Origin of the sequence: Kitasatospora sp. NPDC005751 (genome assembly GCF_040630835.1) — a bacterium.
In the GTDB taxonomy this organism is placed as follows: domain Bacteria; phylum Actinomycetota; class Actinomycetes; order Streptomycetales; family Streptomycetaceae; genus Kitasatospora.
Genome location: NZ_JBEXYC010000003.1, coordinates 235,202 through 259,735, shown reverse-complemented (window position 1 = coordinate 259,735; position 24,534 = coordinate 235,202). Strand labels below are relative to the sequence as shown.

Sequence of the window (24,534 nt, the reverse complement as noted above, 5' to 3'; positions counted from 1 at the left end):
GGCCCCGACTGGGTACGGTCTGCTGGTGCCCACACGCCGTAAGCTCGCACACCTGCTCGTCGCGTACGCCGCGGCGCTCCCCGTCCTCCTCGCCGCCCCGGTGGCCGTCGCGGCCCCGCACGAGCCGCCGCCCCCGCCGGCCGCGATCGGGGGCGAGAGACTGGGGCTCTCCGGTGCCCAGGTGGCACCCCTGCCCGGCGCCCCGGCCCTGCCGGGGGATCTCACCGGGCGGTCCTGGATAGTCGCCGACGCGACGTCAGGAGAGGTGCTGGCGGCCAGCAACCCCCATCTGCGGCTCGCGCCGGCCAGCACCCTGAAGATCCTCTTCGCGGACACCGTGCTGCCGAAGTTCGACCGCAACCTGGTGCACCGGGTCCAGGACGCGGAGATCCAGGGGATCGGCGCCGGCAGCAGCCTGGTCGGCATCAAGGAGAACCTGGACTACCGGGTCGAGGACCTCTGGCGCGGGGTCTTCCTCAGCTCGGGCAACGACGCGGTGCACGTCCTGTCGCACATGAACGGCGGGGTCCAGCAGACCGTCGCCGAGATGCAGGCCCGCGCGGACGCGCTGCAGGCCCGGGACACCCGGGTGATCTCCCCGGACGGCTACGACATGGACGGCCAGCTCTCCTCGGCCTACGACCTGACCCTGTTCGCCCGGGCCGGGCTGCGCAATCCCGACTTCCGGATGTACTGCGCCACCCGGGACGCGCAGTTCCCCGGCGCGGTGGACAAGAACACCGGGCAGCGGGGCAGCTTCGGGATCGCCAACACCGACCGGCTGCTCGGCAAGTACCCGGGCCTGATCGGCGTGAAGAACGGTTTCACCACCGAGGCCGGCTCGACCTTCGTCGGCGCCGCCGAACGGAACGGCCGCACCCTGCTGGTGACGGTGATGCACCCCTCGACGTACCAGAAGGTCTACGACGAGACGGCGGCGCTGCTGGACTGGGGGTTCGCGGCGGCCGACAAGGTCACTCCGGTCGGCAGGCTGGTGGACGAGGCGCCGGCCGGCGGGGAGCCGACCGGACAGGCGGGTGGCACCGCCGGTGCGCCCGCGCCGCCGCCGCACCCCTCCCCGAGCGCCTCCCCGACCGCCCCGGCGGCCGCCGCGGCCGGTGGTGACGGGGGCTCGGGCCCCGGCCCGGTCGGCTGGGTGGGGATCGCGCTGGCCCTCGCGGCGGGCGGCGCCGGTGCGCTGTTCCTGCTACGGCGGCGCGGCGGCCCCGCCGCCGACTGACGGCGGTGCCGTCGGGGGCCCGGTCTCACTCCTGGGGCCGGGCCTTCGGCCTGCCGTCCCCGCCGTCCCCGTCACCCCCGCCGTCCCCGTCACCCCCGCCGTCCTTGCCGTGCTTGCCGTGCTTGCCTTCCTTGCCCGTGGTGGCGGCGTCGTCCCGCTCGGCCGCCTCCGCCTCGTTCGCGGCCTTCAGCATGGCCCCGGCGCGCTCGCGGGCCCGGTCGCGGGCGGCGGCCGGGTCGGCCAGCGCCGTCCAGGCGACGCAGTACATCAGCAGCCGGGAGACGAAGTTGATCCAGAGCAGCAGCGCCACCGGCACCCCGAAGGCCCCGTAGAGGCTCTTGCCCGCGACCGAGCCCAGGTAGGAGGCGAGCAGGATCTTCAGCAGCTCGAAGCCGACCCCGCCGATCAGCGCGCCCTGCACCACGTCCCACCGGTGCTGGCCGCCGATCCGGGGGAAGGGCGCCAGCAGGTAGGCGAAGAGCACCATGTCGGAGGCGACGGCGATCAGCAGGCCGACGCCGGTCAGCAGGTAGCCGCCGGGCCCGCCCGTCCCCAGGCCGATCCAGCCGGCGATCCGGCCGGCCAGCGTCGTCCCGGCGGCGGAGGCCGCCAGCGAGAACAGCGAGACCAGGCCCAGGCCGCCCAGCACCAGGCAGTCCCAGGCCTTGCGCAGGATCGGGTTGCCCTCCTCCTCCGGGAGCTGCCAGACGTCCCGGATCGAGGTGCGCATGGTGTCGACCCAGCCGAGGCCGGAGATCAGCAGCAGCACGCCGCTGACCAGGCCGACGGCGCCCGCGTTGGCCACCAGCGCGTTGAGGTTGAGCGCGTCCGAGATCCCCGGCAGCTGGTCGGAGATGTGCTTCTGGATCTCGTCGACCCGGGAGTCGGTCAGGGTGGCGACCGCGATCGCCAGCGCCACGGTGAGCAGCGGGAAGAGCGCCAGGAAGCCGAAGAAGGTGACCGCGCCCGCCAGCCGGTTGCCGCGCGCGGCGGTGAAGTGCTCGTACACGCGGTACGGGTGGCTGCGCAGGACCCGCGCCACGAGCGGGCCGATGACCGGGAGCCGGGTGAGGAAGTCCACCTGTCCGGTTATACCGGCCGTTCGCCCGAACGGCCGTCAGGCTCGGCGGGCGGCAAGGGGTTCGACGGGCGCCGCGGCCGCCGGGGTCAGCGCTTCAGCAGACGGCGGGCCCCGGCCAGCACCCGGACCGTGCGGTAGGCGCCGTACCGGCCGTGGCTCAGCAGCTCGGTGCGCACCCCCGCCACCCCGGCGGGCGGCGTGTAGCCGGCCGGGCGCAGCCGGGCGCAGTGCTCGGCGGCCCGGCGGAAGTACTCGCGGCGGTCGCGGGGCGGGACCCGGCCGGGCTTGGAGACCACGGTGTTCAGGTGGTGCAGCATCCGGCCGTAGACCACCGGGCGCCAGCGGTCGAGGTCCGGGCGGCCGTCCAGGAAGGCGAAGACCAGGTCGTACTGGGCGAAGACGTCGAAGTGCTTGCGCGAGGCGGTGGCGAGGATGTTGCCGCCCTCCTGGCGCTGGCGGTAGTGCACGCCGACCTGGTCGAGCAGGGTGATGCTCCCGGCGGCGAGCAGCGCCGGGTAGGTCCAGGGGGTGTCCTCGTAGTACCCGGCGGGGAAGGTGAGGCCCTGCTCGGCGACGAAGCCGCGGCGGTAGGCCTTGTTCCAGACCACCTGGAGGAGGTCCAGCAGGTCGGGGCGGCGGTCGAGGTCGAAGACGTCCGGGGAGTCGGCGCCGAAGACGTGCGCCGAGGCGGCCTTGGTGATCCGGCCGTCGGCGTAGGTGCGGGCGTAGTCGTAGACCAGGACGTCCGGGTCGCCGCCGGCCGCCAGCCGGTCGTCGACGGCCTTGAGCAGGCCGGGGGTGAACGTGTCGTCGCTGTCCAGGAAGATCACGTAGTCGCCGGTGGCGACCGCCAGGCCGGCGTTGCGGGCCCGGCCGAGGCCGACGTTCTCCGCCAGGTGCAGCACCCGCACGCGCGGGTCGCGGGCGGCGGCCTCGTCGAGGATCGCGCCGCAGCCGTCCGGGGAGCGGTCGTCCACCGCGATCAGTTCGAAGTCCGGACCGCCCTGGCCGAGCACCGAGTCGAGGCACTCGGGAAGGTATTCCTCGACCTTGTGGACGGGGACGATGACGCTGAAGCGGGGCATGGCCACAGAGTAGTGGCCCCCCGGACGGCCGGACCCACCGCGCCCGGGCAGCCGGGCGCCCGCGGGCGGGCCGAAGGCCCCGGAGTGCCCCCGGGACCGGACGGTAGGATCGGTGGGCACGTACGCACCGGTTCAAAGTGCGGCCAGACCCCGACCGGGCTGCCACGCTCCTTCCCAAGAAAGGCCTGCGTAGCCGATGGCTCCCCGCCTCTCCATCGTCGTTCCGATCTACAACGTCGAGCGCTACCTCGTGGAATGCCTCGACTCGATCGCCGCCCAGACCTTCACGGACTTCGAGTGCGTCATGGTCGACGACGGTTCGAAGGACGGCAGCGCGGCACTCGCCGAGGCGTACGCCGCCAAGGACTCCCGGTTCCGGCTGGTCCGCCAGGTGAACAAGGGCCTCGGCGCGGCCCGCAACACCGGCATCCGCCACATCGACCCGGACGGCGAGTTCCTCTGCTTCGTCGACTCCGACGACTCGATGCCGCCGAGCGCCTACGAGCTGATGATCAACACGCTCGACGAGACCGGCTCGGACTTCGCCACCGGCAACGTCCTGCGGTTCCGCGCGGTGGGCTACTACCAGTCCGGCGGGCACTCGCGGCCGTTCAAGGAGACCAGGCTCAAGACCCACATCACCGAGATCCCCGCGCTGGTCACCGACCGCACGGCGTGGAACAAGGTGTACCGCCGCTCCTTCTTCGACGCGGCCGGCATCCTCTACCCCGAGGGCATCCTGTACGAGGACGCCCCGGTCAGCGTGCCGCACCACTACCTCGCCACGAGCGTGGACGTGCTCTCCGAGCCGATCTACCACTGGCGCGAGCGCGAGGTCGGCGAGATGTCGATCACACAGATGCGGACCAACCCCAAGGGCCTGGTCGACCGCGTCACCTCGGTGGAGCTGGTCCGCACCTGGCTGAAGAAGCAGACCGACCCGCGCTTCGCCGAGTACCTGCGCTCCTACGACGAGAACACCCTCGTCGAGGAGATCCCGATGTTCTTCTGGTCCGTCGTGGACGGCGACAAGGAGTACCGGGACGCCTACCAGAAGAACGTCGGCCGGCTGCTCCGGTCGATCGGCCCCGAGCAGGTCCGCAAGCTGCGCGCGCCGCTGCGGCTGAAGTACCACCTGACCCTGGCGGGCCGGATCGACGAGTTCGTCGAGCAGATCAAGTACGAGGGCGAGAGCAACGGCGGCGTCGCCGCGCGCGGCCTGCTGCGCCCGTACGCCGACTACCCGTTCCTGCGCGGCGGCCGCAAGAGCGTGCCGGCCGGCATCCTCAAGCTGGACAACTCGCTGGTGATGCGCAGCCGGCTGTACGAGTCGGCCTGGGAGGGCGGCAAGCTGCAGCTGACCGGGCACGCGTACCCGGAGCAGCTGGGCGCCGAGAACCGGCACGACATGGTCCGGGTGCTGGTGCTCCGCGAGACCAAGGGCCGGCGCGTGCTGGCCGTGCCGACCAGGACGCAGTACAGCCCGGAGGCGACCGCCAGCTGCCACCACGACCTGTACAACTGCGACTGGGCCGGCTTCACCGCCGCCATCGACCCCAAGCGGCTCAAGCACCGGGGCCAGTGGAAGGACGGCAACTGGCGCGTCCTGGTGGCCGGCGCCGGCAAGGGCGGTGTCTACAAGGGCCGGATCTCGGCGGGCTGGAGCGACACCGCCCAGTACCTCCCCGCGCACTGGGTCGAGCCGGACGTGCGGATCGTGCCGTGGGTCCGCGACGGCAGCGTCTACCTGCGGGTGGAGACGGTCCGGACCAGGGTGACCGGGCTCGCCGTGCGGGACGGCCGGCTGGAGATCTCCGGCGCCGCCCGCTCCGGCCCGAACCTCACCGGGGCCCGCTTCAAGCTGACCCACGTCGAGTCGGACCGCGAGGTGGTCTACCCGCTGGAGCTCACCGCCCCGGTCGGCACCCTCCAGCCGTTCACCGTCACCGCCCCGGTCGACGAGCTGACGGCCGTCCGCGAGGCCTGGGCCGAGCTGGACCCGGTCGCCCCGGAGCGGGCCCGGGACCGCTGGGACACCGCCATACTGCTCGCCGACGGCAGCACCGTGCCGGTGGCCTGGGACGACCGCAACGCACCCGAGCAGCTGCACCTGCCGCTGAACCCGGACGCCCCGGTCGACGAGCGCCGCGCGCTGTACTCGAAGCCCTCCCCCGGTGGCTACCTCCAGCTCTCCGACCAGCTGCTGCAGCCGGTGGTGACCGAGGTCGCCTCGCGCGGCGCGGACGGCTACCTGCTCAGCGGCACCTTCCCGCTGCCCGGCACGCACCGCTGGGAGCTGGTCGTGCGGCACAACTGGCGCGAGGAGGAGCACGTCTACCCCGTGGAGATCGCGGACGGCGGGTTCCGGGCCGCGCTGCCGGCGGTGCCGACGGCCTCCTTCGCCGGCCGGGTGCCGCTCGCCCAGGGCACCTGGGACGTCTTCTTCCGCCCGCTCGGCGAGCCGGTCGAGACCCCGGCGACCCGCTACGCGCTGATCGCCCCGGAGTGCTTCGCCACCCTGCCGCTGGAGGTGGAGTCGCGCGGCAAGCGGATCGTGCTGGAGCGCCGCCACTACGACGGCCTCTCGCTGGAGTCGCACTCCGCGCTGCTGCCCGAGGAGCGCAGCGGCTTCCGGCAGCGCCAGCTGCGCACCACCGACTACCCGTCGGCCCGCCGGCTCCCGCTGCGCGACACCGTGCTCTACAACGTCGCGCTGGGCGGCCTCTACGCGGACTCGCCGCGGGCGATCCACGAGGAGCTGGTCCGCCGCGGCCTGCCGCTGGAGCACCTCTGGGGCAGCGACGACCTGCAGGCCGAACTGCCGCAGACGGCGGGCGCGATCCGGCTCTGGAGCCCCGAGTGGTTCGAGACGCTGGCCACCGCCAAGTACATCGTCACCAGCGCGCACCTGCCGGACTTCTTCGTCCGGCGCCCCGGCCAGGTGGTCGTGCAGACCTGGCACGGCACCCCGCTGAAGCAGATCGGGTACGACTTCGAGAAGGTCTGGTTCACCGACGCCAACTACCTGAAGGGCGTCGTCAAGGAGGTCCCGAACTGGAGCATGCTGGTGGCCGGCAACAGCTGGTCGGCTCCGGTGCTGCGCCGCGCGTTCGATTTCAAGGGCGAGATCCTGGAGAGCGGCGCGCCGCGCAACGACCTGCTGTTCGCCCCCGACCGGGAGAAGACCGCCGAGCAGGTCCGCGAGCGGCTCGGGCTGCCCGAGGGCAAGAAGGTCGTGCTCTACGCGCCGACCTTCCGTGAGGACCGCCGCCGCCCGAACGGCGGCTACCAGATCGACCTGCGGATCGACCTGGAGGCGGCCAAGGCGGCGCTCGGCGACGACCAGGTGCTGCTGGTCCGCCGGCACAGCGTGATGTGCGGTCAGATCCCCGGTGCCGGCAACGGCTACATCTGGGACGTCGGCAGCTACCCCGACATGGCCGAGCTGCTGCTGATCGCGGACGTCCTGGTCACCGACTACTCGGCGACGGTGTTCGACTTCGCCACCACCGGCAAGCCGGTCCTGTTCTTCACGCACGACCTGGAGCACTACCGCGACAACCTGCGCGGCTTCAGCCTCGACTACGAGGCGGAGATGCCCGGCCCGCTGCTGGCCACCTCCGAGGAGCTGGTCGCGGCGCTGGGCCGGGTTGACGAGCTGACGGGTGAGTACGCCGAGAAGTACACGGCGTTCCGCGAGGCGTACTGCGACCTGGACGACGGCCAGGCCGCGGCCCGCGTGGTGGACGGCATGCTCCGCCAGCAGTAACCGGTACCGCCCCGGAGGCGCCCGACGCGAATCCCGCGTCGGGCGCCTCCGTGTTTTCCCGGGCCGCCCCGGACAGCTTTCCGGACTTTTCTGGACGCTTTCCGGGAGGCCGCCGGAGATTCATATGAACAATTCAATCGAACCCATGTTTCGCCTACGGATTTCTCAGCTATTCCTCCGGATTTCTCAGTTGACCCCGGGTGTCATTTCGGTATTCGATATTGAATCGGCTTCGTCCGCTCCCCCGGTACGAATGCCGCCCCGGACCGCCGCCATGGGCCGGGATCCCGTTGCCGAAGGGCCACCCCATGCCTGTCCTCACGCGGTTCGTCCTCCCGCAGGCCTCCCCCCACTCGCACGACGACCTGCCCGCCGCCGACGAGGGCGTCGCCTTCGGCCTGCTGCGCGCCCGCTGGCACGCCCGCGGCCTCGAACTCACCGGCTTCGCCCGCCCCGACGACCTGGACACCGCCCGCCCCGGCTCGGCCTGGACCTGGCTGACCCTGCTCCGGGACGACGCCGAACCGCCCCTCCACCTCCGGTCCCGGCCGCGCCGGCTGCCCGAGATCACCGACGACAGCGCCCAGCCCGACCACAACCACGACTGGTCCGGCTTCACCGCCCTGGTCGAACCGCGCCGGCTGCGGCGGGCCGAGGAGTGGCTGCTCGGCGACTGGCGGATCGGGGTCACCCTGTTCACCCGCCCCCGGCCCACCCGGCTGCGCCGCCAGTACGGCGCCCTCGCCCCGCACTGGTGCGGCTCCGGCGAGTACCCGCCGGCCCGCTGGGTCGACCACGACGTCCGCCTCCAGCCGCACTTCGCCGACGGCCGACTGCGGCTGCGGCTCGAACGCCCCGGCGTCCGGCTCACCCACGCCGCCCCCGCCCCGGACGGCCTCGACCTGCGCGGCACCGCCGGGCACTGCCCGCCCGGCACCGCGCTGCGGCTGCGCCACCGGGAGAGCGACGCCGTCCTGCTGCGGCCGGTCGCCCGGACCGGCAACACCTTCGCCCTCCACCTGCCGTACCGGCCGTTCACCGCCGACGGGCGCGGCGCCGGCCACCTGGAGCACTGGGACGCCGAACTGCTGCGCCCGGACGGCTCCACCGAGCAGCTGACCCTGGACGAGCGCGGCGGCCCGGTGGCCGGTCAGCACGCGCTGCCCGGCACCCTCGACCGGGCGCTCTACCTGAAGCACCTCGCCGACGGCCGGCTGCAGTTCTGCGTCCAGCCCGCGGCCGGCTACGTCGAGCGGATCGCGGTGCGGGCCGGCGGCTTCGAGCTCACCGGGCACTGCCCCGGCCGCGAGCCGCTCGACCTCGTCCTGCGGCACACCGGGACGGCCGGCGAGGTCCGCCACCGGGTCGACCGCGGGGCGGACGGCCGTTTCACCGTCCGGCTGCCCGCCACCCGCACCGGCTCCGACGGCACCGCGCTGCCGCTGCGCAAGGGCGTCTGGGAGGCCTCGCTGCAGCCGTCCGGCCGGCCGGGAGCACCCCGGCCGCTGATCGCCGCCCCCGCGGCGCTCCCCGCGCTGCCCGCCGCCACCGGGGCCGGCGGCAAGCGGATCCTGCTCCAACGCCGCTGGCACGACACCCTGCTGGTGGACTCCACCCCCGTCCTCTCGCCCGCCGAGCGCAGCGCCTGGAGCCAGGCCCGCCAGCGTGCCGACGGGTACCCGGCCGCCCGCCGGGAGCCGCTGCGCGACGCCGTGCTGTACGACGTCTTCGGCGGCCGCGGGTACGCCGACTCACCGCGCGCGGTGCACGCCGAACTCGCCCGGTGCGGCGAGCCGTTGGAGCACCTCTGGGCGGTCGACGACGCCCAGGCCGAACTGCCCGCCGGTGTCCGCGCGGTACGGGTCTGGAGCCCCGAGTGGTACCGCGCGCTGGCCACCAGCCGGTACCTGGTCGGCAACACGCACTTCCCCGACTTCCTGGACCGCCGGGACGGCCAGGTGGTCGTCCAGACCTGGCACGGCTCGCTGCTCAAGCGGATCGCGCACGACGTCGAGAACCCCTGGCTCGCCGACCACGGCTACCTGGCGGCGCTCGACCGGGAGACCCCGCAGTGGAGCCTGCTGCTCTCGCCCAGCCCGTTCGCCACCCCGCTGCTGCGCCGGGCGTTCCGCTTCGGGGGCGAGGTCCTGGAGTCCGGCTACCCGCGCAACGACGTGCTGGCCCGGCCGGACGCCGGGCGGGCGGCGGCCGTCCGGCGCCGGCTCGGCATCCCCGACGGCAGGCGCGTGGTGCTCTACGCCCCGACCTGGCGGGAGGACCAGCGGCGCGGCGACGGCGAGGGGTTCCGCCTCGACCTGCGGATCGACCTGGACCGGGCCCGGCGCGCCCTCGGCCACGACCACGTCCTGCTGATCCGCCCGCACGCGCACGTCCGCGAGCCGCTGCCCGGCGCCGGGGACGGCTTCGTCCTCGACTGCGGGGACTACCCCGACGTCCAGGAACTGCTGCTGATCGCGGACGTGCTGGTCACCGACTACTCGTCGATCACGTTCGACTTCGCGATCACCGGCCGCCCGGTGCTCTTCTTCACCTACGACCTGGAGCACTACCGCGACACGCTGCGCGGCTTCTCCTTCGACTTCGAGGCGCAGGCTCCCGGCCCGCTCATTCCCGACTCGGCCGGGCTGCTCGACGCACTGCGGGGGCTCGCCGACGACGGCTCCGGCCCGCCGCCCGGGTACCGGGAGCGCTACCGCGCGTTCCGCGCCACGCACTGCGGGCTGGAGGACGGCGGGGCCGCGCGCCGGGTGGTCGACCGGATGCTCGACCTCGGCCGGGCGGGCGGGCACGGGGCACCGCGGCCCGACGGCCGCGCGGCCGCCGGCGGCGGCGCGGGTCAGCCGAAGTCGTAGGAGCGCCAGGGGCGCCAGACCTCGTCGACGTCGAACCGGGACAGGCCGAAGCCCGGCACCGCGAAGGCCGCCCGGAAGCCACGGGTCTGCCCGTACGCCTGGTCCAGCACGTCCTCCGCCAGCCCGTGCGCCACCGTGACGTGCGGGTGGTACGGGAAGGCCAGCTCCCGGGCCAGCGGGCCGGAGCGGATGTCCGCCTCCAGCAGCCGGCACTCCTGGGCGCCCCCCTCGACCCGGACGAAGACCACCGGCGAGACCGGCCGGAAGGTCCCGCTGCCGCGCAGCAGCATCCGGAACGGCCGGTGCGCCCGGGCCACCGCCGCCAGGTGCTCCTCGATCTTCGGCAGCTCGGCGGCCGCCACCTCGGTCGGCGGCAGCAGGGTGACGTGCGTGGGTATCGACCGGGCCAGCGGATCGCCGAACCCGGCCCGCGCGTCCTGGATCGCCGAGCCGTACGGATCCGGGACGCTCACGGACACGCCGATGGTGACGAGCTCGGGGAGATCGTCACCATCGGGCAGGCTCGTCAGGGCTGTCACCGCTTGGCGGCCGGGAGGAAGCCGATCCGGTCGTACACCGTCTCCAGCGTCTGCGACGCCACCGTGCGGGCCTTCTCCGCACCGATCGCCAGCACCCGGTCCAGCTCGGCCGGGTCGTCCAGGAAGGTGCGGGTGCGCTCCTGGAAGGGCGTCACCCACTCGGTGAACAGCTCGGCCAGCTCGGTCTTCAGGGCGCCGTACATCTTGCCCTCGAAGTGCGCCACCAACTGGTCGACCGACTGGCCGCTGAGCGCGGAGTGGATGCGCAGCAGGTTGGAGACGCCGGCCTTCTCCTCCTCGTCGTAGGAGACGACGGTGCCGGTGTCGGTGACGGCGCTCTTGAACTTCTTGGCGCTGACCTTCGGCTCGTCCAGCAGGCTGACCAGGCCCTTGGCCGAGGAGGCCGATTTGCTCATCTTGATGCCCGGGTCCTGGAGGTCCTGGATCTTCGCCGTCTCCTTGAGGATGTACGGCTTCGGGACGGTGAAGGTCGGGCTGTAGCGGGTGTTGAAGCGCTCCGCGAGGTCCCGGGTGAGCTCCACGTGCTGGCGCTGGTCCTCGCCGACCGGCACCGCGTCCGCCTGGTAGAGCAGGATGTCGGCGATCTGCAGGATCGGGTAGGTGAAGAGGCCGACCGAGGTGCTCGCGGCGCCCTGCTTGGCGGACTTGTCCTTGAACTGGGTCATCCGGGAGGCCTCGCCGAAGCCGGTGAGGCAGTTCATCACCCAGCCGAGCTGCGCGTGCTCGGGCACGTGGGACTGGACGAACAGGGTGCAGCGCTCCGGGTCCAGGCCGGCGCCGAGCAGCTGGGCGGCGGAGACCCGGGTGTTCTGGCGCAGCGTCGCCGGGTCCTGCTCCACGGTGATCGCGTGCAGGTCGACCACCATGTAGAAGGCGTCGTTGGCCTCCTGGAGATCGACCCACTGGCGGACGGCACCGAGGTAGTTGCCCAGGTGGAACGAGCCGGAGGTGGGCTGGATGCCGGAGAGTACCCGGGGACGGTCCTTGACCGGACCAGTGACCGCTGCGTTGACCATGCGGGCCATTGTTCCAGTTCCACCGACCGGTCAGGAAACCTCTGCCCCCGGAGGTTCCGACAGTGTGACCGCACTCACCCCGACCCGGGCGATCCGCCGGCCCTCCAGCTTGGCCACCGTCAGCCGGACCTCCTCGGCGCCGATCGGGATCCGGACCTGGTCACCGTCGACGGGCAGCCGGCCGAGCGCGGCCACCAGGCAGCCGGCCACCGTCTCGTACGGGCCCTCGGGCAGGGTGACGCCGGTCTCCTCGGTGAAGTCGCCGAGGTTCAGCAGGCCGTCCAGCTCCATGGCGCCGCCGGCCAGCCGGCGGGTGGTGCTCGGCTCCTGGGAGTCGTACTCGTCACGGATCTCGCCGATCACCTCCTCGACCAGGTCCTCCAGGGTGACGATGCCGGCGGTGCCGCCGTACTCGTCCACCACGATGGCCAGGTGGTGGCCCTCCCGGCGCATCTCGCCCATCGCCGCCAGCACCCGCTTGGTGCCGGGCAGCAGCTTGATCGGGCGGGCCAGGTCGCGCACCTTCACCGCCTGCTCGCCGCGGGCACCGTACAGGTCGCGGACGTGGACGAAGCCGGTGACCGCGTCGTAGCTGCCCTCGACCACCGGATAGCGCGAGTGCGGCGAGGAGTCGGCCTGCTCGCGGACCTCGGCGAGCGGGCGCTCTGCGTCCAGGAAGGTCACCTCGGTGCGCGGGACCATCACCTCGCGCAGCTGGCGCTCCCCCGCGGCGAACACGTCGGCGATCAACGCCCGTTCGTCGCTTCCGAGTTCGGTGTTGGTGGCGACCAGGCCGCGGAGCTCCTCGGAGCTCATCGAGCCGCGCCCGGCCGCCGGGTCGCCGCCGAGCAGGCGGACCATCAGGTTGGTGGAGTGGCCGAGCAGCCAGATCACCGGGCGCAGCGCCACCGACATCACGTCCACCACCGGGGCGGCGAGGACGGCGATGGAGTCGGCGCGCTGGAGGCCGATCCGCTTGGGGGTGAGCTCGCCGAGCACCAGCGAGGCGTAGCTGATCAGCAGGGTGAGGCCGACCAGGGCGAGCGCGTCGGCGACGCCCGCGGACAGCCCGGCCCGGACGAACAGCGGCGCCACCTTGCCGGCCAGGGTGTCCGCGCCGAAGGCGGCGGACAGGAAGCCCATGCAGGTCACCCCGACCTGCACGGCGGCCAGGAAGCGGTTCGGGTCGGCGGCCAGGTGTGCGGCGCGGGCCGCGCGCCGGGTCCCGCGCCCCTCCAGTGACCTGATCTGGCCCTCGCGCAGCGAGATCAGCGAGATCTCGGCGACGTTGAACAGGCCACCCAGCATGATGAAGACGAGGACGAGGGCCGCGTCCTCCAGGGTTTCGTTCACAGCGGGTCAGTGTAGGGCGACGGCCCGCCGCCTCCGGTCAAGGAGGCGGCGGGCCGTCGAAGGTCCTGCCGGGAACGGGCTCAGATGAGGCCGAGCTCCGTGACGGCGTCGCGCTCCTCGACCAGCTCCTGGACCGAGGCGTCGATGCGGCCGCGGGAGAAGTCGGAGATCTCCAGGCCCTGGACGATCTGGAACTCGCCGTCCTTGGTGGTGACCGGGAAGGAGGAGATCAGACCGGCCGGAACGCCGTAGGAGCCGTCGGAGACGACACCCATGGAGGTCCAGTCGCCCTCGGCGGTGCCGTTGACCCAGGTGTACACGTGGTCGATGGCGGCGTTGGCGGCCGAGGCGGCCGAGGAGGCGCCACGGGCCTCGATGATGGCCGCGCCGCGCTTGGCGACGGTCGGGATGAAGTCGCCCTCCAGCCACGCCTGGTCGGCGCCGACGGCCTCGAAGGCCGGCTTGCCGGCGATCTCGGCCTGGAAGATGTCCGGGTACTGGGTCGCCGAGTGGTTGCCCCAGATGGTGACCTTCTTGATCTCCGACACGGCGGCACCGGTCTTGGCGGCCAGCTGGCCGAGCGCGCGGTTGTGGTCCAGGCGCGTCATCGCGGTGAAGCGCGCGGCCGGCACGTCCGGGGCGTTGCGCTGGGCGATCAGGGCGTTGGTGTTGGCCGGGTTGCCGACGACCAGGACCTTGATGTCGTCCGCGGCGTGGTCGTTGATGGCCTTGCCCTGCGGGCCGAAGATGCCGCCGTTGGCCTGCAGCAGGTCGCCGCGCTCCATGCCGGCGGTGCGCGGACGGGCGCCGACCAGCAGCGCGACGTTGGCGCCGTCGAAGGCCTCGTTGGCGTTGTCGGTGATCTTGATGTCGCGCAGCAGCGGGAAGGCGCAGTCGACAAGCTCCATCGCGGTGCCCTCGGCGGCCTTCAGGCCCTGCGGGATCTCCAGGAGGCGCAGGTTCACCGGCACGTCGGCGCCGAGCAGGTGGCCCGAGGCGATGCGGAAGAGCAGCGCGTAGCCGATCTGGCCGGCCGCTCCGGTGATGGTGACGTTGACGGGGGTGCGGGTCATTTCTACCTTCTCCAGCAAATCGCCAGGTGCCCCAGGCACACCGGCGCACTGGAGCCGAGGATGATCTCTCGACATCGAGAGACCGGCGTCAGGTTATCGCAAAGCGAAGCGTATGCCGCGGGTGCCGTCGTGGCTGATTGGTCACAGACGATGACGGCCCCCGTCCCGACGGTGCGGGCGGGGGCCGATCGGGCCGGGCGGGCGGGCCGGGCGGGTCAGTGCTTCGGCCGCCCGACCAGCTCGCCGACGTTGTCCAGCAGCGGGATCTCCAGCCACGGGTTGGGCTGGGCCACCAGGGTCAGCAGCACGATCGAGACGCCCAGGAAGGTCAGCACGATCACGTCGGTGAACCGGCTGCGCACCGCCAGCATGCCGACCTCGGGCAGCACCAGCCGCAGCAGCGCGCCGAGCAGCACGCCGCCGCCGAGGATCAGCAGCCCGTACTTGAAGCCGTCCTTGAAGTCGGCGAACCAGGTGACGGCGAGCCCGGCGCCGACCACCAGCAGGACGAGGGTTATCGGCCACTGGCGCACCGGCAGGGCGTGGTCACGCCCCAGCGCCGCCGCCGAGCCCTCGGGGGGCAGCGTTCCGGTGGTCTTCACCGGCCTGCGCCGGGAGCTCGCCGGCCGTGGCCCGCTCATCGGCCCACCCCGCCCCGCTCGGCCGCCGCGTCGCGAAACGCGCGGCTCGCCGGCCTTCGCTCGGTCCGCCCGTTCATAGCTCGCCGTCCTTCCGGAGTCGGATCGCGGTCGTTCAGAGGCCGGCGCGGCGCTCGGCCGCCACGACGATGTTGTTCAGCAGCATGGCGCGGGTCATCGGGCCGACGCCGCCCGGGTTCGGGGAGATCCAGCCGGCCACCTCGGCCACGCCCGGGTGGACGTCACCGACGATCTTGCCCTCGCTGCGGCTGACGCCGACGTCCAGCACGGCCGCGCCGGGCTTGACGTCCTCCGGCTTGACCAGGTGCGGCACCCCGGCGGCGGCGACCACGATGTCGGCCTTGCGCAGGTGGTAGGCGAGGTCCCGGGTGCCGGTGTGGCAGAGGGTCACGGTGGCGTTCTCGCTGCGGCGGGTGAGCAGCAGGCCGATCGAGCGGCCGACGGTGACACCGCGGCCGATCACGACCACCTCGGCCCCGTCGATCGCCACGTCGTGGCGGCGCAGCAGCTCGACGATGCCGAGCGGGGTGCAGGGCAGCGGGCCCTCGATGCCCAGCGCGAGCCGGCCGAGCGAGGTGGGGTGCAGGCCGTCGGCGTCCTTGTCCGGGTCCATCAGCTCCAGGACGGGGTTCTGGTCCAGGCCCTTGGGCAGCGGGAGCTGGACGATGTAGCCGGTGCAGGCCGGGTCGGCGTTCAGCTCGCGGACGACGTTCTCGACGTCCTCCTGGGTGGCGGTGGCGGGCAGTTCGCGCTGGATGGAGGCGATGCCGACCTCGGCGCAGTCCTTGTGCTTGCCGTTGACGTACCAGCGGCTGCCGGGGTCGTCGCCGACCAGGACGGTGCCGAGACCGGGCGTGACGCCCTTGGCACGAAGGGCCACCACACGGGCGGCGAGTTCGGACTTGATCGCGGCGGCGGTGGCCTTGCCATCGAGAATCTGGGCAGTCATGACCCCATTCTCCCGGATGCCGGAGGCGGACGGCACCAGCCCCCGGCGACAGCGGTGCCGGGGAGCCCCGGCGGCTCGAAAACCGTTCGGACCACGTTGCGGTTGCGCCACAGTCCGGTCCGCCACGCGGGCGCGGCTGGACAGCGCCGGGCCGCCCGGTCGACGATAAGCGGGCATTCCCTGCCGCCTCCGGCCCGGTGACGGGCCGACGGACACCGGCGGGGCGTACCCGGGGGAAGAACAGAGTGAGCCGACCACACCACACCGTGCCGCCCGACCGCCACGGCCGCGTGCTGCCAGGACCGCAGCCGTCGATGCTCCCGTTCGCGCCGGACCGGCGCCACCCACGTTCCTGAGCCAGCCCGTGCCGGCGGGCGCCGGACCGTGTCCGCCCCCGTTGTCACCGCGCTCCGCTATCGTCCCGTCCGCTCGGCAGTTCGCCCCGCCGGTGCGTTCCGGACCCAGCGCTGTCCCGTCCCACGTCCCCACATCCCTGCCCGGAGGCATCGATGAGTTACCCGCCCGACCCGAACAACCCGTACGGCCAGCAGCCCCCTCAGCAGGGCTACGGCTACCCCCAGCAGGCCCCGCCGGCCGCCGGGTACGGCTACCCGCAGCAGCCGCCGCAGGCCCCGCAGTACGGTGTGCCGCAGCAGCCGGCGTACGGGTACGCGCCGATGCCGGGCACCCTCCAGGCCAACAACGGCTACATCAACATCGCCCAGCTGGGCACGGTGAAGATCGCCACCATGGGCCAGCGCTTCCTGGCCCGCCTGATCGACGGCCTCGCGATCGGCGCGGTCGTCGCCCTGGTGATGGCGCTCGGCCTGGCCAGCGCGCTCGGCATCGCCAAGGACACCCAGGACTGCAGCGGCAAGTACACCTACGGCGGCTCCAACTCGGCGTACTACGACTGCCTGAACGCCAACAACGACGCCGCCGCGGGCTTCTTCGTCACCATGCTGATCATGGTCGGCGTGCTCTCGGTGTTCAACCTGCTGTACGAGTGGCTGATGGTCTCCTTCGCGGGCGCCACCCTCGGCAAGATGGCCCTGGGCCTGCGCGTCGTCAAGGAGAGCAACGGCCAGGTCCCCGGCCTGGGCGGCGGCTTCATCCGCTTCATCATCCCGATCGTCGGCGCGTTCCTCTGCTACATCGGCGCCGCGCTGGTCTACCTGTCCCCGTTCTTCGACAACTCCGGGAAGCTGCAGGGCTGGCACGACCGTGCCGCCGGCACCCTGGTGATCAAGAAGTAACACCCACCGGCGACAGCGGAGCGGCCCGGTCCCCTTCCCAGGGGGCCGGGCCGCTCCGTCGTACCGTCACACCGCCGGTGCCGGACCGGGATCCTCCCGACCCGGAACCGGCGTCGGCGTCAGTGGAAGAAGTGGCGGGTACCGGTGAAGTACATCGTCACGCCGGCCGCGGCGGCGGCCGCGACGACCTCCTCGTCCCGGATCGAACCGCCCGGCTGCACCACGGCCTTGACGCCGCCGTCGAGCAGGATCTGCAGGCCGTCCGCGAACGGGAAGAAGGCGTCGGAGGCCGCGTAGGAGCCCCGGGCCCGCTCGCCCGCCCGCTCCACGGCGAGCTTCGCCGAGTCGACCCGGTTGACCTGGCCCATCCCGACGCCCACCGAGGCACCGCCCTTGGCCAGCAGGATCGCGTTGGACTTGACGGCCCGGCAGGCCCGCCAGGCGAACGCCAGCTCGGCCAGCTCGGCCGCGGGGAGCGCCTCGCCGGTGGCCAGCGTCCAGCTCGCCGGGTCGTCGCCCGCGGCGTGGATCCGGTCGGCGTCCTGGAGCAGCACGCCACCGGAGATCGGGCGCACCTCCTGGCGGTTGGCCGGCGCCTCGGGGGCGACCAGCACCCGCAGGTTCTTCTTGCGCGCCAGCACCTCGACGGCGCCGTCCTCGTACCCGGGGGCGACGACGACCTCGGTGAAGATCGGGGCGATCTGCTCGGCCAGCTCGACGGTCACCGGGCGGTTGACCGCGATCACGCCGCCGTACGCGGAGACCGGGTCGCACTCGTGCGCCTTGCGGTGCGCCTCGGCGACGTCCGCGCCGGTGGCGATGCCGCACGGGTTGGCGTGCTTGATGATCGCGACGGCCGGCTCGGCGTGGTCGTACGCGGCGCGACGGGCGGCATCGGTGTCGACGTAGTTGTTGTACGACATCTCCTTGCCGTGCAGCTGCTCGGCGCCGGCCAGGCCGCCGGTGCCGTCGCTGTAGAGCGCGGCGCCCTGGTGCGGGTTCTCGCCGTAGCGCAGCACGTTCTGGCGCTCGTAGGTGGCGCCCAGGAACTCCGGGAAGCCCTCGACGTCGCCGGCCGCGTAGCCGGCCTCGAACCAGGAGGCCACCGCGACGTCGTAGGCGGCGGTGTGCGCGAACGCGGCACCGGCCAGGCGCTTGCGGGTGGCCAGGTCGAAGCCGCCCTCCTGGACGGCCTTCAGCACGTCGCCGTAGCGGGCCGGGTCCACCACGACGGCGACCGACGGGTGGTTCTTGGCCGCGGCGCGGACCATGCTCGGGCCGCCGATGTCGATCTGCTCGACGCACTCGTCCGGGCTCGCGCCGGAGGCGACGGTGGCCTTGAACGGGTAGAGGTTCACCACGACCAGCTCGAAGGGCTCGACGCCCAGCTCGGCGAGCTGCGCGCGGTGCGACTCCAGCCGCAGGTCGGCGAGCACACCGGCGTGCACGCGGGGGTGCAGCGTCTTCACGCGCCCGTCGAGGCACTCGGGGAAGCCGGTCAGCTCGGAGACCTCGGTCACCGGGACGCCCGCGGCGGCGATCCGGCCGGCGGTGGATCCGGTGGAGACGATGGCGACCCCGGCGGCGTGCAGGCCCTGGGCCAGCTCCTCCAGACCGGTCTTGTCGTACACGCTGATCAGCGCGCGACGGATCGGGCGGACGCCGCTCTCCTCGTCGAGGGGGGCGGTGACGGGGGACGTGGTGCTGGGGGCGGCGCTCATGCCGGGATCCATACCTTTCGGTCCTCGATGCGGTGACCCTCGCGGGCCAGCCGGCCCACGATGTCGACGAGCAGCTTTCGCTCGACAGTCTTGATGCGCTCGTGCAGCGCGTCGCCGCCATCGGCGTGGTCGGCGTCGGTGACCTCGACGACGCCCTGCGCGATGATCGGCCCGGTGTCCACCCCGGCGTCGACCAGGTGGACGGTGCAGCCGGTGACCTTCACCCCGTACGCGAGCGCGTCGGTGACGCCGTGGGCGCCGGGGAAGGCGGGCAGCAGTGCGGGGTGGGTGTTGATGATCCGCCCGGCGAAGGCCGCGATGAACGCGGGGCCGAGGATCTTCATGAAGCCCGCCGTGACCACGAGGTCCGGCCGGTGCTCCGCGACGGAGGCGGTCAGCGCGCCGTCCCACGCGGCGCGGTCGGCGAAGTCCTTCAGTCGGTGCACGAAGACCGGCAGCCCGGCCCGCTCGGCGCGCTCCAGGCCCGCGATGCCGTCACGGTCGGCACCGACGGCGACGATCTTTGCGCCGAAGGCCGGATCGGCCACGGCGTCGATCAGCGCCTGTAGGTTGGTGCCGGAGCCGGAGACCAGCACCACCAGCCGGGCCGGGCCGGGAGTGCGGGGCGGGAAGAGTTGAGCGGGGGCGGCGGCCACTGCGCGATTCTCCGTAGGTCGGGCGCCGCCCGCTGGTACATCCACCGGCGGTGGGGCCACTACGAACGGCAGGTCGAGCGAGGGGGAACACCGGAGGAACCCGCCGCGATGCGGGCCCGGGGAACCTATCTGAGCTGCTGACCGTCACCACGATAACGGCTGGTCGGACGGCCCTTGAAACGCCCTGGCGGCGCTACGCGCGTAGTTGAGACGGGGATCTCCATCGGGGCGCCGTTCACCCGCCGTCGGCCCGGCGTCCGCCCGCCGGCCGTGCGCGGACGGCGGGCCGACGGCAGCGTCGGGGTGGTGCGGAGCTGCCGGCGGTGGCCGGCCGGGCGGGGCGGGGCGCCGGCGGAGTGGGGCGGCGGGCCCGGGGGCGGGACGTCGGGTGCGGCCGGGCGGGCGGGCCCTCGCGGGTTCGCCGGTGCGGTGGAACGCGCCCCGAAGGCAGGCCGCCGAAGGCCCCACGGGCGACTGCGGGATCATAGGGTGGCGCGGGCGTCCGCCCCACCGACCGAGAAGGAATGGCTGAACCATGAGCAGCGGTGACAACACCGGCGAGCGCAACCCCTTCGCGCCGCCGCCGGCGGATGCCCCGGACCAGCCGTGGCAGCCCCGCAACCCCGGGCCCACCGGAGGTTCCAGCGGTTCCAGCGGTGCCGACGGCACCGACGGCGGCGAGAACCAGGACGAGCGGCCCGAGGTCCCGCCGCCGCACCCGTGGAGCCCCGGCTACCAGGGCGGCGGCTGGCACCCCCGCCCGCCCGCCCCGCAGCCGCCCAAGCTCGACCCGAGCGACCCGGCGCAGCGCAAGGCCCGCAACGCCGCGCTGGCCGGTATGGGCGCGCTGGTCTGCGCGTTCGCCTCGCTGCACTACGTGGCGCTGTTCGTCGGCGCGCTGGCCATCGTCTGGGGAGTCGCCGCGATGCGGGCCCCCAAGCCGGCCACCGCGACCGCGGCCGGCGGGGCGGCACCCGCCGCCGGCGAGTCCGCCGCCCCCAACCCGCTGACCCCGGCCGCCCTCGCCGGGGTGCTCACCGGCGCGATGACGGTGGTCTTCGTCTCCTCGGTGATCGGCCTCAGCCTCTACTACAACGACTACGTGACCTGCGTCCGGGACTCGCTCACCTCCACCGGCGCGGACAACTGCGAGCGCCTCGCGCCGAAGTGGTACGTGGACATCACCTCGAAGAGCGAGTAGCGGGTAGCGGACGGACGGCGGCGCCGTCAGTCCAGCTCCTCCAGGCCGGTCGCGTCCTCCGCGGCCGCCTCCGCGCCGTCGGCCGACCGACCCAGCCGCAGCACCACGGCGTACGCGCGGGCGCGCAGCCACAGCACGCCCCGGCGCGCGCGGCCGGCGATCGCGCCGCTCCCGGGGGCGACGACGGCCCCGGGCACGCCGATGGTTCCGGGAACGCCGACGGTTGCGGGAACGCCGACGGTTGCGGGAACGCCGACAGTCCCGCCCCGGGGCAGGCCGACCGCGTCGGTATCGAGTCCGGTGTCCGCACCGGCCGCCGCCGTGGTGGCCGACGTCCGGGCCGCGACCCGGGCCCGGGTCAGCAGGGCCCCCGGGACGGCCACCGCGGCGATCCAGCCCGCCGCCGCCAGCCCCGTCCGCCACGGCACCGGGCCCAGCTCCGCCATCCGGCCGCCGGCCAGCGCCCCGCCGGAGAGCCAGCCGAGCACCGCGGCGGCCGCACCGGTCAGCAGGGCCACCGCCAGCACGGCGACGGCCGTCCCCGCCGGCCGCCACGCACCGGGCCGGGCCGGCGCCGGCTCCTCCCGCTGCCGGATGGTCCGGTCCGCGCCACCCGGGTACCGGGCCCCGGCCGCCGCACGGCCGATCAGGACGGCCGGGACCACCCCGGCCAGGGCCGGCAGCAGGCAGACCAGCTGCCGCCAACCGCCCGCGCCGGGCTCCGCCAGCAGGGCGAACAGCGGGAAGTCCGGCACCGGCCCCCGCACCGTGCCGGACGGCGCCACCACCGTCCCCGCACCCGCCGCGAAGCCCGGGCCCAGCGCGTAGGCCGTCCCCCAGAGCACCGCGTTCGGCAGCAGTGCCACGCTGAGCAGCAGCAGTCCGGCGACCGCGGCCGGGCCCTGCGCGAGCGCCACCGTGCCGTGGCCGCCCCCGGTCACCGCGTCCAGCAGCGCCGCCACCGCGACCACCGCCGCACCCGCCGCCACCAGCCCCGCACCGGCGGCCAGCGCCGCCGACCGGATCGCCGCCGCACCCCCGTCCAGGCGGGCCCAGGCGGGCAGCCCGTCCAGCGCCCGCCGCCGGAGCACCCGCCAGGGCGCCGTCCAGGAGGCCGGCCAGGACGCCGGTCCGGACCTCGGTGAGGGCGCCCCCGTCGCCCGGGCGCCGACGGCCGTCGCGACGGCCGCCACCAGCGCCACCACCAGGACGTCCGGCAGCACCCGCGCCCGGAACAGGCCCGCGCCCGAACACTGCGCGACCACCACCACGGCGACCGCGCAGTAGCCGGACCACACCGCCAACGGGCCGCTCCAGCGCGGCCGCAGCCGGCGCCGGGCCGCCGCCCGGGCACCCGCGCGGTGGAGCTGGCCCACCGCCAGCAGGCCGAGCAGCAGCGGAGTCACGGTCAGCGGGGCGTCCAGGGCGCCGCGGAGCACCGGCGCGCCGTGCCCGAGCAGCCAGAGCGCCCCGGCCAGCCGGACGGCGCCGGCCGCGCCGTCGTCCGCGTACGGGGTCACCACCCAGAGCCCGAGGACCGGGACGGCGACCACCGCCAGACCGAGCAGCGCCGTCCGCACCCCGGTGAGCACGTCGGCCAGGACGGGTCTGGCGCCCAGCTCGCCCGGCACTTCCAGGATCGGACGGCCCATCAGCTGCGTCATGCGCCTCATGGTGCCAAGGCGACTCGCCATGCTCCGTGAAGAGGCAAACCACCGTCGTGTCCCAGATTATTGGCTTATGCGCATTTTCAGACCCTGCCCTCATGCCGTCGCCCCCGCTCCGGCCCGGAGCGTCTGATGACCACGCCGCCGACCGCCGAGCGCCCGGCCGACGCCGCCGCCGCCAACCACCCCGCCCGGACCGCCGGGTCCGCCGACCCCCCGGCACCCCAGGGACGCCCCCGGAAGGAACGCCCCGGAAAGGGCCGGACCGAACGGGGCCGGGGGGCGCAGGCCGCCGCAGGTGCTGCGGGTGTCGCCGGTGCCGCCGGGCCCGGCCGGGCCACCGAGGCGAACGGGCCGGCCGTAGGGCAGAGCGAGGCGCTCCGGCTGCTGCGGCAGTTGACGCCGCGTGAAGCCCAGGCCCTCGCCCACCTCGCGGCGGGCCGGGACCTCGCCCAGTCGGCGGCGGCGCTCGGCGTCACCCCGGCCACCGCACGCAGCTACCAGCACCGGGCCATGCGCAAGCTCGGCACGCGGACCCACGCCGAGATCGTCGCCTTCGCCGCACTGCTGAGCCCCGCTCAGGGCGCCTCCGGCGGTCCGGCGGGCCCGCCGGACACGCCGGGGCCCGGCACCCCGGTGGAGCAACCGGCCGGGCGGGAACGGCGCGGGCACACCGAGGCCCGGCCGACCGGCCCGGGCGACGCCGCCTCCCACGGAGCCCCGCGCCCCGGGGAGGAGGCCCCCACGCCGCGACCCGCCGCAGACTCGAACCCCACGCGCCCCGGGACACCCCGGCCGAACGGCGGCAAGGCCGGCGCCGCGCACACCCCCGCCGCCTCCGGGACGCCCCGCACCGACGACGGCACACCCGACGCCCCGGCCACCGGCGCGGTGAACACCCCCGCCGCCGCCGGGACGCCCCGCACCGACGGCCGCACCGCCCCCCGGACCGGACCGGCGTCAGGCGCACCGTCCCGGCCGAACGGCGGCAGGCCGGCCGGCACCGCCGCGAAGCCGCCCGCCCGGACGAACCCCGCCGAGGGCCCCGCACCCGCCGGGTCGCCTCGCACCGACGGCGGGAGCGCCCCCGAGCCGAACGACCACAGGCCCGCCGCCGCCGCGCTGGCCGCCGCGAACGCGGCAGGTGCGACCGCGGAGCCCCTGGACGCCGTACCCGTACCGTCCTTCGAGGAGCTGTACGAGGCCGCCCACACCCGCCTGGTCCAACAGGTCTTCCTGCTCACCTCCTGCAAGCACCGCGCCGTGCACTGCGTGCGGCTGGCCTTCGGCGAGGCGCGCCGCCACTGGGACGAGGTGGCGGCCGGGGCCGATCCGGAGGGCTGGGTGCGGGCGCGGGCCTGTGAGGCGGCGCTCTCGCCGTGGCACCGGGGCGGTCCGCGGCGGACGCACGTCTGGCGGCTGCCGCACCGGCGGATCAAGGTCCGCCCGGCCGACGAGTCGCAGGCCGTACTGCCGGACCACGACCGGCTCACCGACCGGGACCGCGCACTGCTCAAGGCGCTCAGGCGGCTCTCCCGCCCGCAGCGCCGGGCGCTGGTGCTGCACGACGGCCTGGGCCTGCCCGCCGCCGCCGTGGCCGTCGAGGTGGAGTCGACCGTGGCGGCCGCCGAGGGCCGGGTGTGGGCCGCCCGGGCGGCGTTGGCGGAGTGGGTACCGGACCTGGTCGGGCCCGATCCGGCCGCCGAGGGTTTCGCCGACGGGCTCGCCGGACTGCTGCACCGGGCCGCCGTCCGCGGCTGCCCGGAGCCGCAACGGCCTCCGGTGCCGGTGCTGCGCGCCCGGCACCGGCTGGCGAACGCCACCCGGACCGGGGCGGCGGTGCTGATCACGGTGGCGGTCGGCGGCGCGGCGGCGGCGACACTGGCCGGCAGCGGCCCGGGGTCGCTGTTCCACCGGGCCCCCGAGCCGCCGAAGCAGGCGGTCTGCGGCGCGGTCAACGGCTCCGCCGTGCCGCTCGTCCCGGACGGTCCGCCGACGGGCATCCGCAGCCTCTGGTGCAGTCCGACGCCCGGGGTCGAGCCGGTCGTGGCGGACCCGCCGCCGCCCCGGGCGCCGCTGTGGGAGCTGCCGGCCGCCGCGCGCGCCGCGGCGGCCCTGCCCCCGCCCGGCTCGGCGGGCGGGCCGGCGGCCTGCACCCGCTGGTCGCTCCTCCCCTGCCCGGCGGACCGCTGAGCGGCCCGCCGACGGAGTCCCCGGCGTCCGACCCGGGCCAGGTCGGACCCCGGGACGCCGGGGCGCCGGGACGCCGGGGCGACGGGGCGACTGGACGACGGGGCGACGGGGCGACTGGACGACGGGGCGACTGGACGACGGGGCACACCTCACCGGCGACGGCCGGAGCCGCGGCCGGATCG

The 24,534-nt window shown here is 74.3% G+C and carries 16 protein-coding genes and 1 pseudogene; 6 read left to right on the top strand and 11 right to left on the bottom strand.

Going from position 1 to position 24,534, the window contains the following annotated elements; all coding sequences use genetic code 11:
* Positions 1–25 precede the first annotated feature (25 nt).
* Positions 26–1,240 (top strand): D-alanyl-D-alanine carboxypeptidase, encoded by a 1,215-nt coding sequence (locus ABZ497_RS05540; RefSeq protein WP_359803555.1) that lies wholly within the window; start codon positions 26–28, stop codon positions 1,238–1,240.
* Positions 1,241–1,265: 25 nt separating this feature from the next.
* Here ABZ497_RS05540 and ABZ497_RS05535 read toward each other — a convergent pair whose 3' ends face one another.
* Positions 1,266–2,321 carry a YihY/virulence factor BrkB family protein gene (locus ABZ497_RS05535; protein WP_359803553.1) on the bottom strand — a complete coding sequence of 352 codons (1,056 nt, stop codon included), beginning with the start codon at positions 2,319–2,321 and terminating at the stop codon, positions 1,266–1,268.
* A 230-nt stretch (positions 2,322–2,551) separates the two neighbouring features.
* Positions 2,552–3,406: pseudogene (locus ABZ497_RS05530) on the bottom strand (glycosyltransferase); the annotation flags it as partial.
* A 196-nt stretch (positions 3,407–3,602) separates the two neighbouring features.
* Here ABZ497_RS05530 and ABZ497_RS05525 point away from each other — a divergent pair.
* Positions 3,603–7,175 (top strand): bifunctional glycosyltransferase family 2 protein/CDP-glycerol:glycerophosphate glycerophosphotransferase, encoded by a 3,573-nt coding sequence (locus ABZ497_RS05525; protein ID WP_359803551.1) that lies wholly within the window; start codon positions 3,603–3,605, stop codon positions 7,173–7,175.
* A 308-nt stretch (positions 7,176–7,483) separates the two neighbouring features.
* A complete protein-coding gene (locus tag ABZ497_RS05520) occupies positions 7,484–10,048 on the top strand; it encodes a CDP-glycerol glycerophosphotransferase family protein (protein WP_359803549.1) in 2,565 nt (854 codons plus the stop codon).
* Here ABZ497_RS05520 and ABZ497_RS05515 read toward each other — a convergent pair.
* From ABZ497_RS05515 to ABZ497_RS05490, 6 genes are all read right to left on the bottom strand, one after another.
* Entirely contained in the window at positions 10,033–10,521 is a 489-nt protein-coding gene (locus ABZ497_RS05515) for a 2'-5' RNA ligase family protein (RefSeq protein WP_359803548.1), read from the bottom strand. The two genes, ABZ497_RS05520 and ABZ497_RS05515, sit on opposite strands and share 16 nt — an antisense overlap.
* Positions 10,522–10,583: 62 nt before the next feature.
* Positions 10,584–11,624, bottom strand: a complete 1,041-nt coding sequence (gene trpS, locus ABZ497_RS05510; RefSeq protein ID WP_329488032.1) for a tryptophan--tRNA ligase — start codon at positions 11,622–11,624, stop codon at positions 10,584–10,586.
* 30 nt (positions 11,625–11,654) lie between these two features.
* Positions 11,655–12,977, bottom strand: a complete 1,323-nt coding sequence (locus ABZ497_RS05505; RefSeq protein WP_329488033.1) for a hemolysin family protein — start codon at positions 12,975–12,977, stop codon at positions 11,655–11,657.
* Positions 12,978–13,057: 80 nt separating this feature from the next.
* The gene (locus ABZ497_RS05500) at positions 13,058–14,050 is read right to left on the bottom strand and encodes a malate dehydrogenase (RefSeq protein WP_329488034.1); all 993 of its coding nucleotides are present in this window, start codon (positions 14,048–14,050) and stop codon (positions 13,058–13,060) included.
* A gap of 215 nt (positions 14,051–14,265) precedes the next feature.
* Positions 14,266–14,652 (bottom strand): DUF3017 domain-containing protein, encoded by a 387-nt coding sequence (locus ABZ497_RS05495; RefSeq protein WP_329488035.1) that lies wholly within the window; start codon positions 14,650–14,652, stop codon positions 14,266–14,268.
* A 151-nt stretch (positions 14,653–14,803) separates the two neighbouring features.
* Positions 14,804–15,658: a bifunctional methylenetetrahydrofolate dehydrogenase/methenyltetrahydrofolate cyclohydrolase gene (locus tag ABZ497_RS05490; protein WP_329488036.1), complete on the bottom strand. Its 855-nt coding sequence runs from the start codon at positions 15,656–15,658 to the stop codon at positions 14,804–14,806.
* Between the two features lie 509 nt (positions 15,659–16,167).
* Between ABZ497_RS05490 and ABZ497_RS05485 the strand changes: the two genes are divergently transcribed.
* Positions 16,168–16,914: an RDD family protein gene (locus tag ABZ497_RS05485; RefSeq protein ID WP_329488037.1), complete on the top strand. Its 747-nt coding sequence runs from the start codon at positions 16,168–16,170 to the stop codon at positions 16,912–16,914.
* Positions 16,915–17,033: 119 nt separating this feature from the next.
* Here ABZ497_RS05485 and purH read toward each other — a convergent pair whose 3' ends face one another.
* Positions 17,034–18,635, bottom strand: coding sequence for a bifunctional phosphoribosylaminoimidazolecarboxamide formyltransferase/IMP cyclohydrolase (purH, locus tag ABZ497_RS05480; protein ID WP_359803545.1), 1,602 nt, complete (start codon positions 18,633–18,635; stop codon positions 17,034–17,036).
* Complete coding sequence (gene purN / locus ABZ497_RS05475; protein ID WP_359803543.1) at positions 18,632–19,291, bottom strand: phosphoribosylglycinamide formyltransferase; 660 nt, start codon at positions 19,289–19,291, stop codon at positions 18,632–18,634. The genes purH and purN overlap by 4 nt, the downstream gene beginning before the upstream one ends.
* Positions 19,292–19,826: 535 nt before the next feature.
* Between purN and ABZ497_RS05470 the strand changes: the two genes are divergently transcribed.
* Positions 19,827–20,492, top strand: coding sequence for a hypothetical protein (locus tag ABZ497_RS05470; protein ID WP_359803541.1), 666 nt, complete (start codon positions 19,827–19,829; stop codon positions 20,490–20,492).
* 26 nt (positions 20,493–20,518) lie between these two features.
* Here ABZ497_RS05470 and ABZ497_RS05465 read toward each other — a convergent pair whose 3' ends face one another.
* Positions 20,519–22,156, bottom strand: coding sequence for a DUF6350 family protein (locus ABZ497_RS05465; RefSeq protein WP_359803539.1), 1,638 nt, complete (start codon positions 22,154–22,156; stop codon positions 20,519–20,521).
* A 135-nt stretch (positions 22,157–22,291) separates the two neighbouring features.
* On the opposite strand from ABZ497_RS05465, the gene ABZ497_RS05460 reads away from it, so the two are divergent.
* A complete protein-coding gene (locus ABZ497_RS05460) occupies positions 22,292–24,352 on the top strand; it encodes a LuxR C-terminal-related transcriptional regulator (RefSeq protein WP_359803538.1) in 2,061 nt (686 codons plus the stop codon).
* Positions 24,353–24,534: the final 182 nt, after the last annotated feature.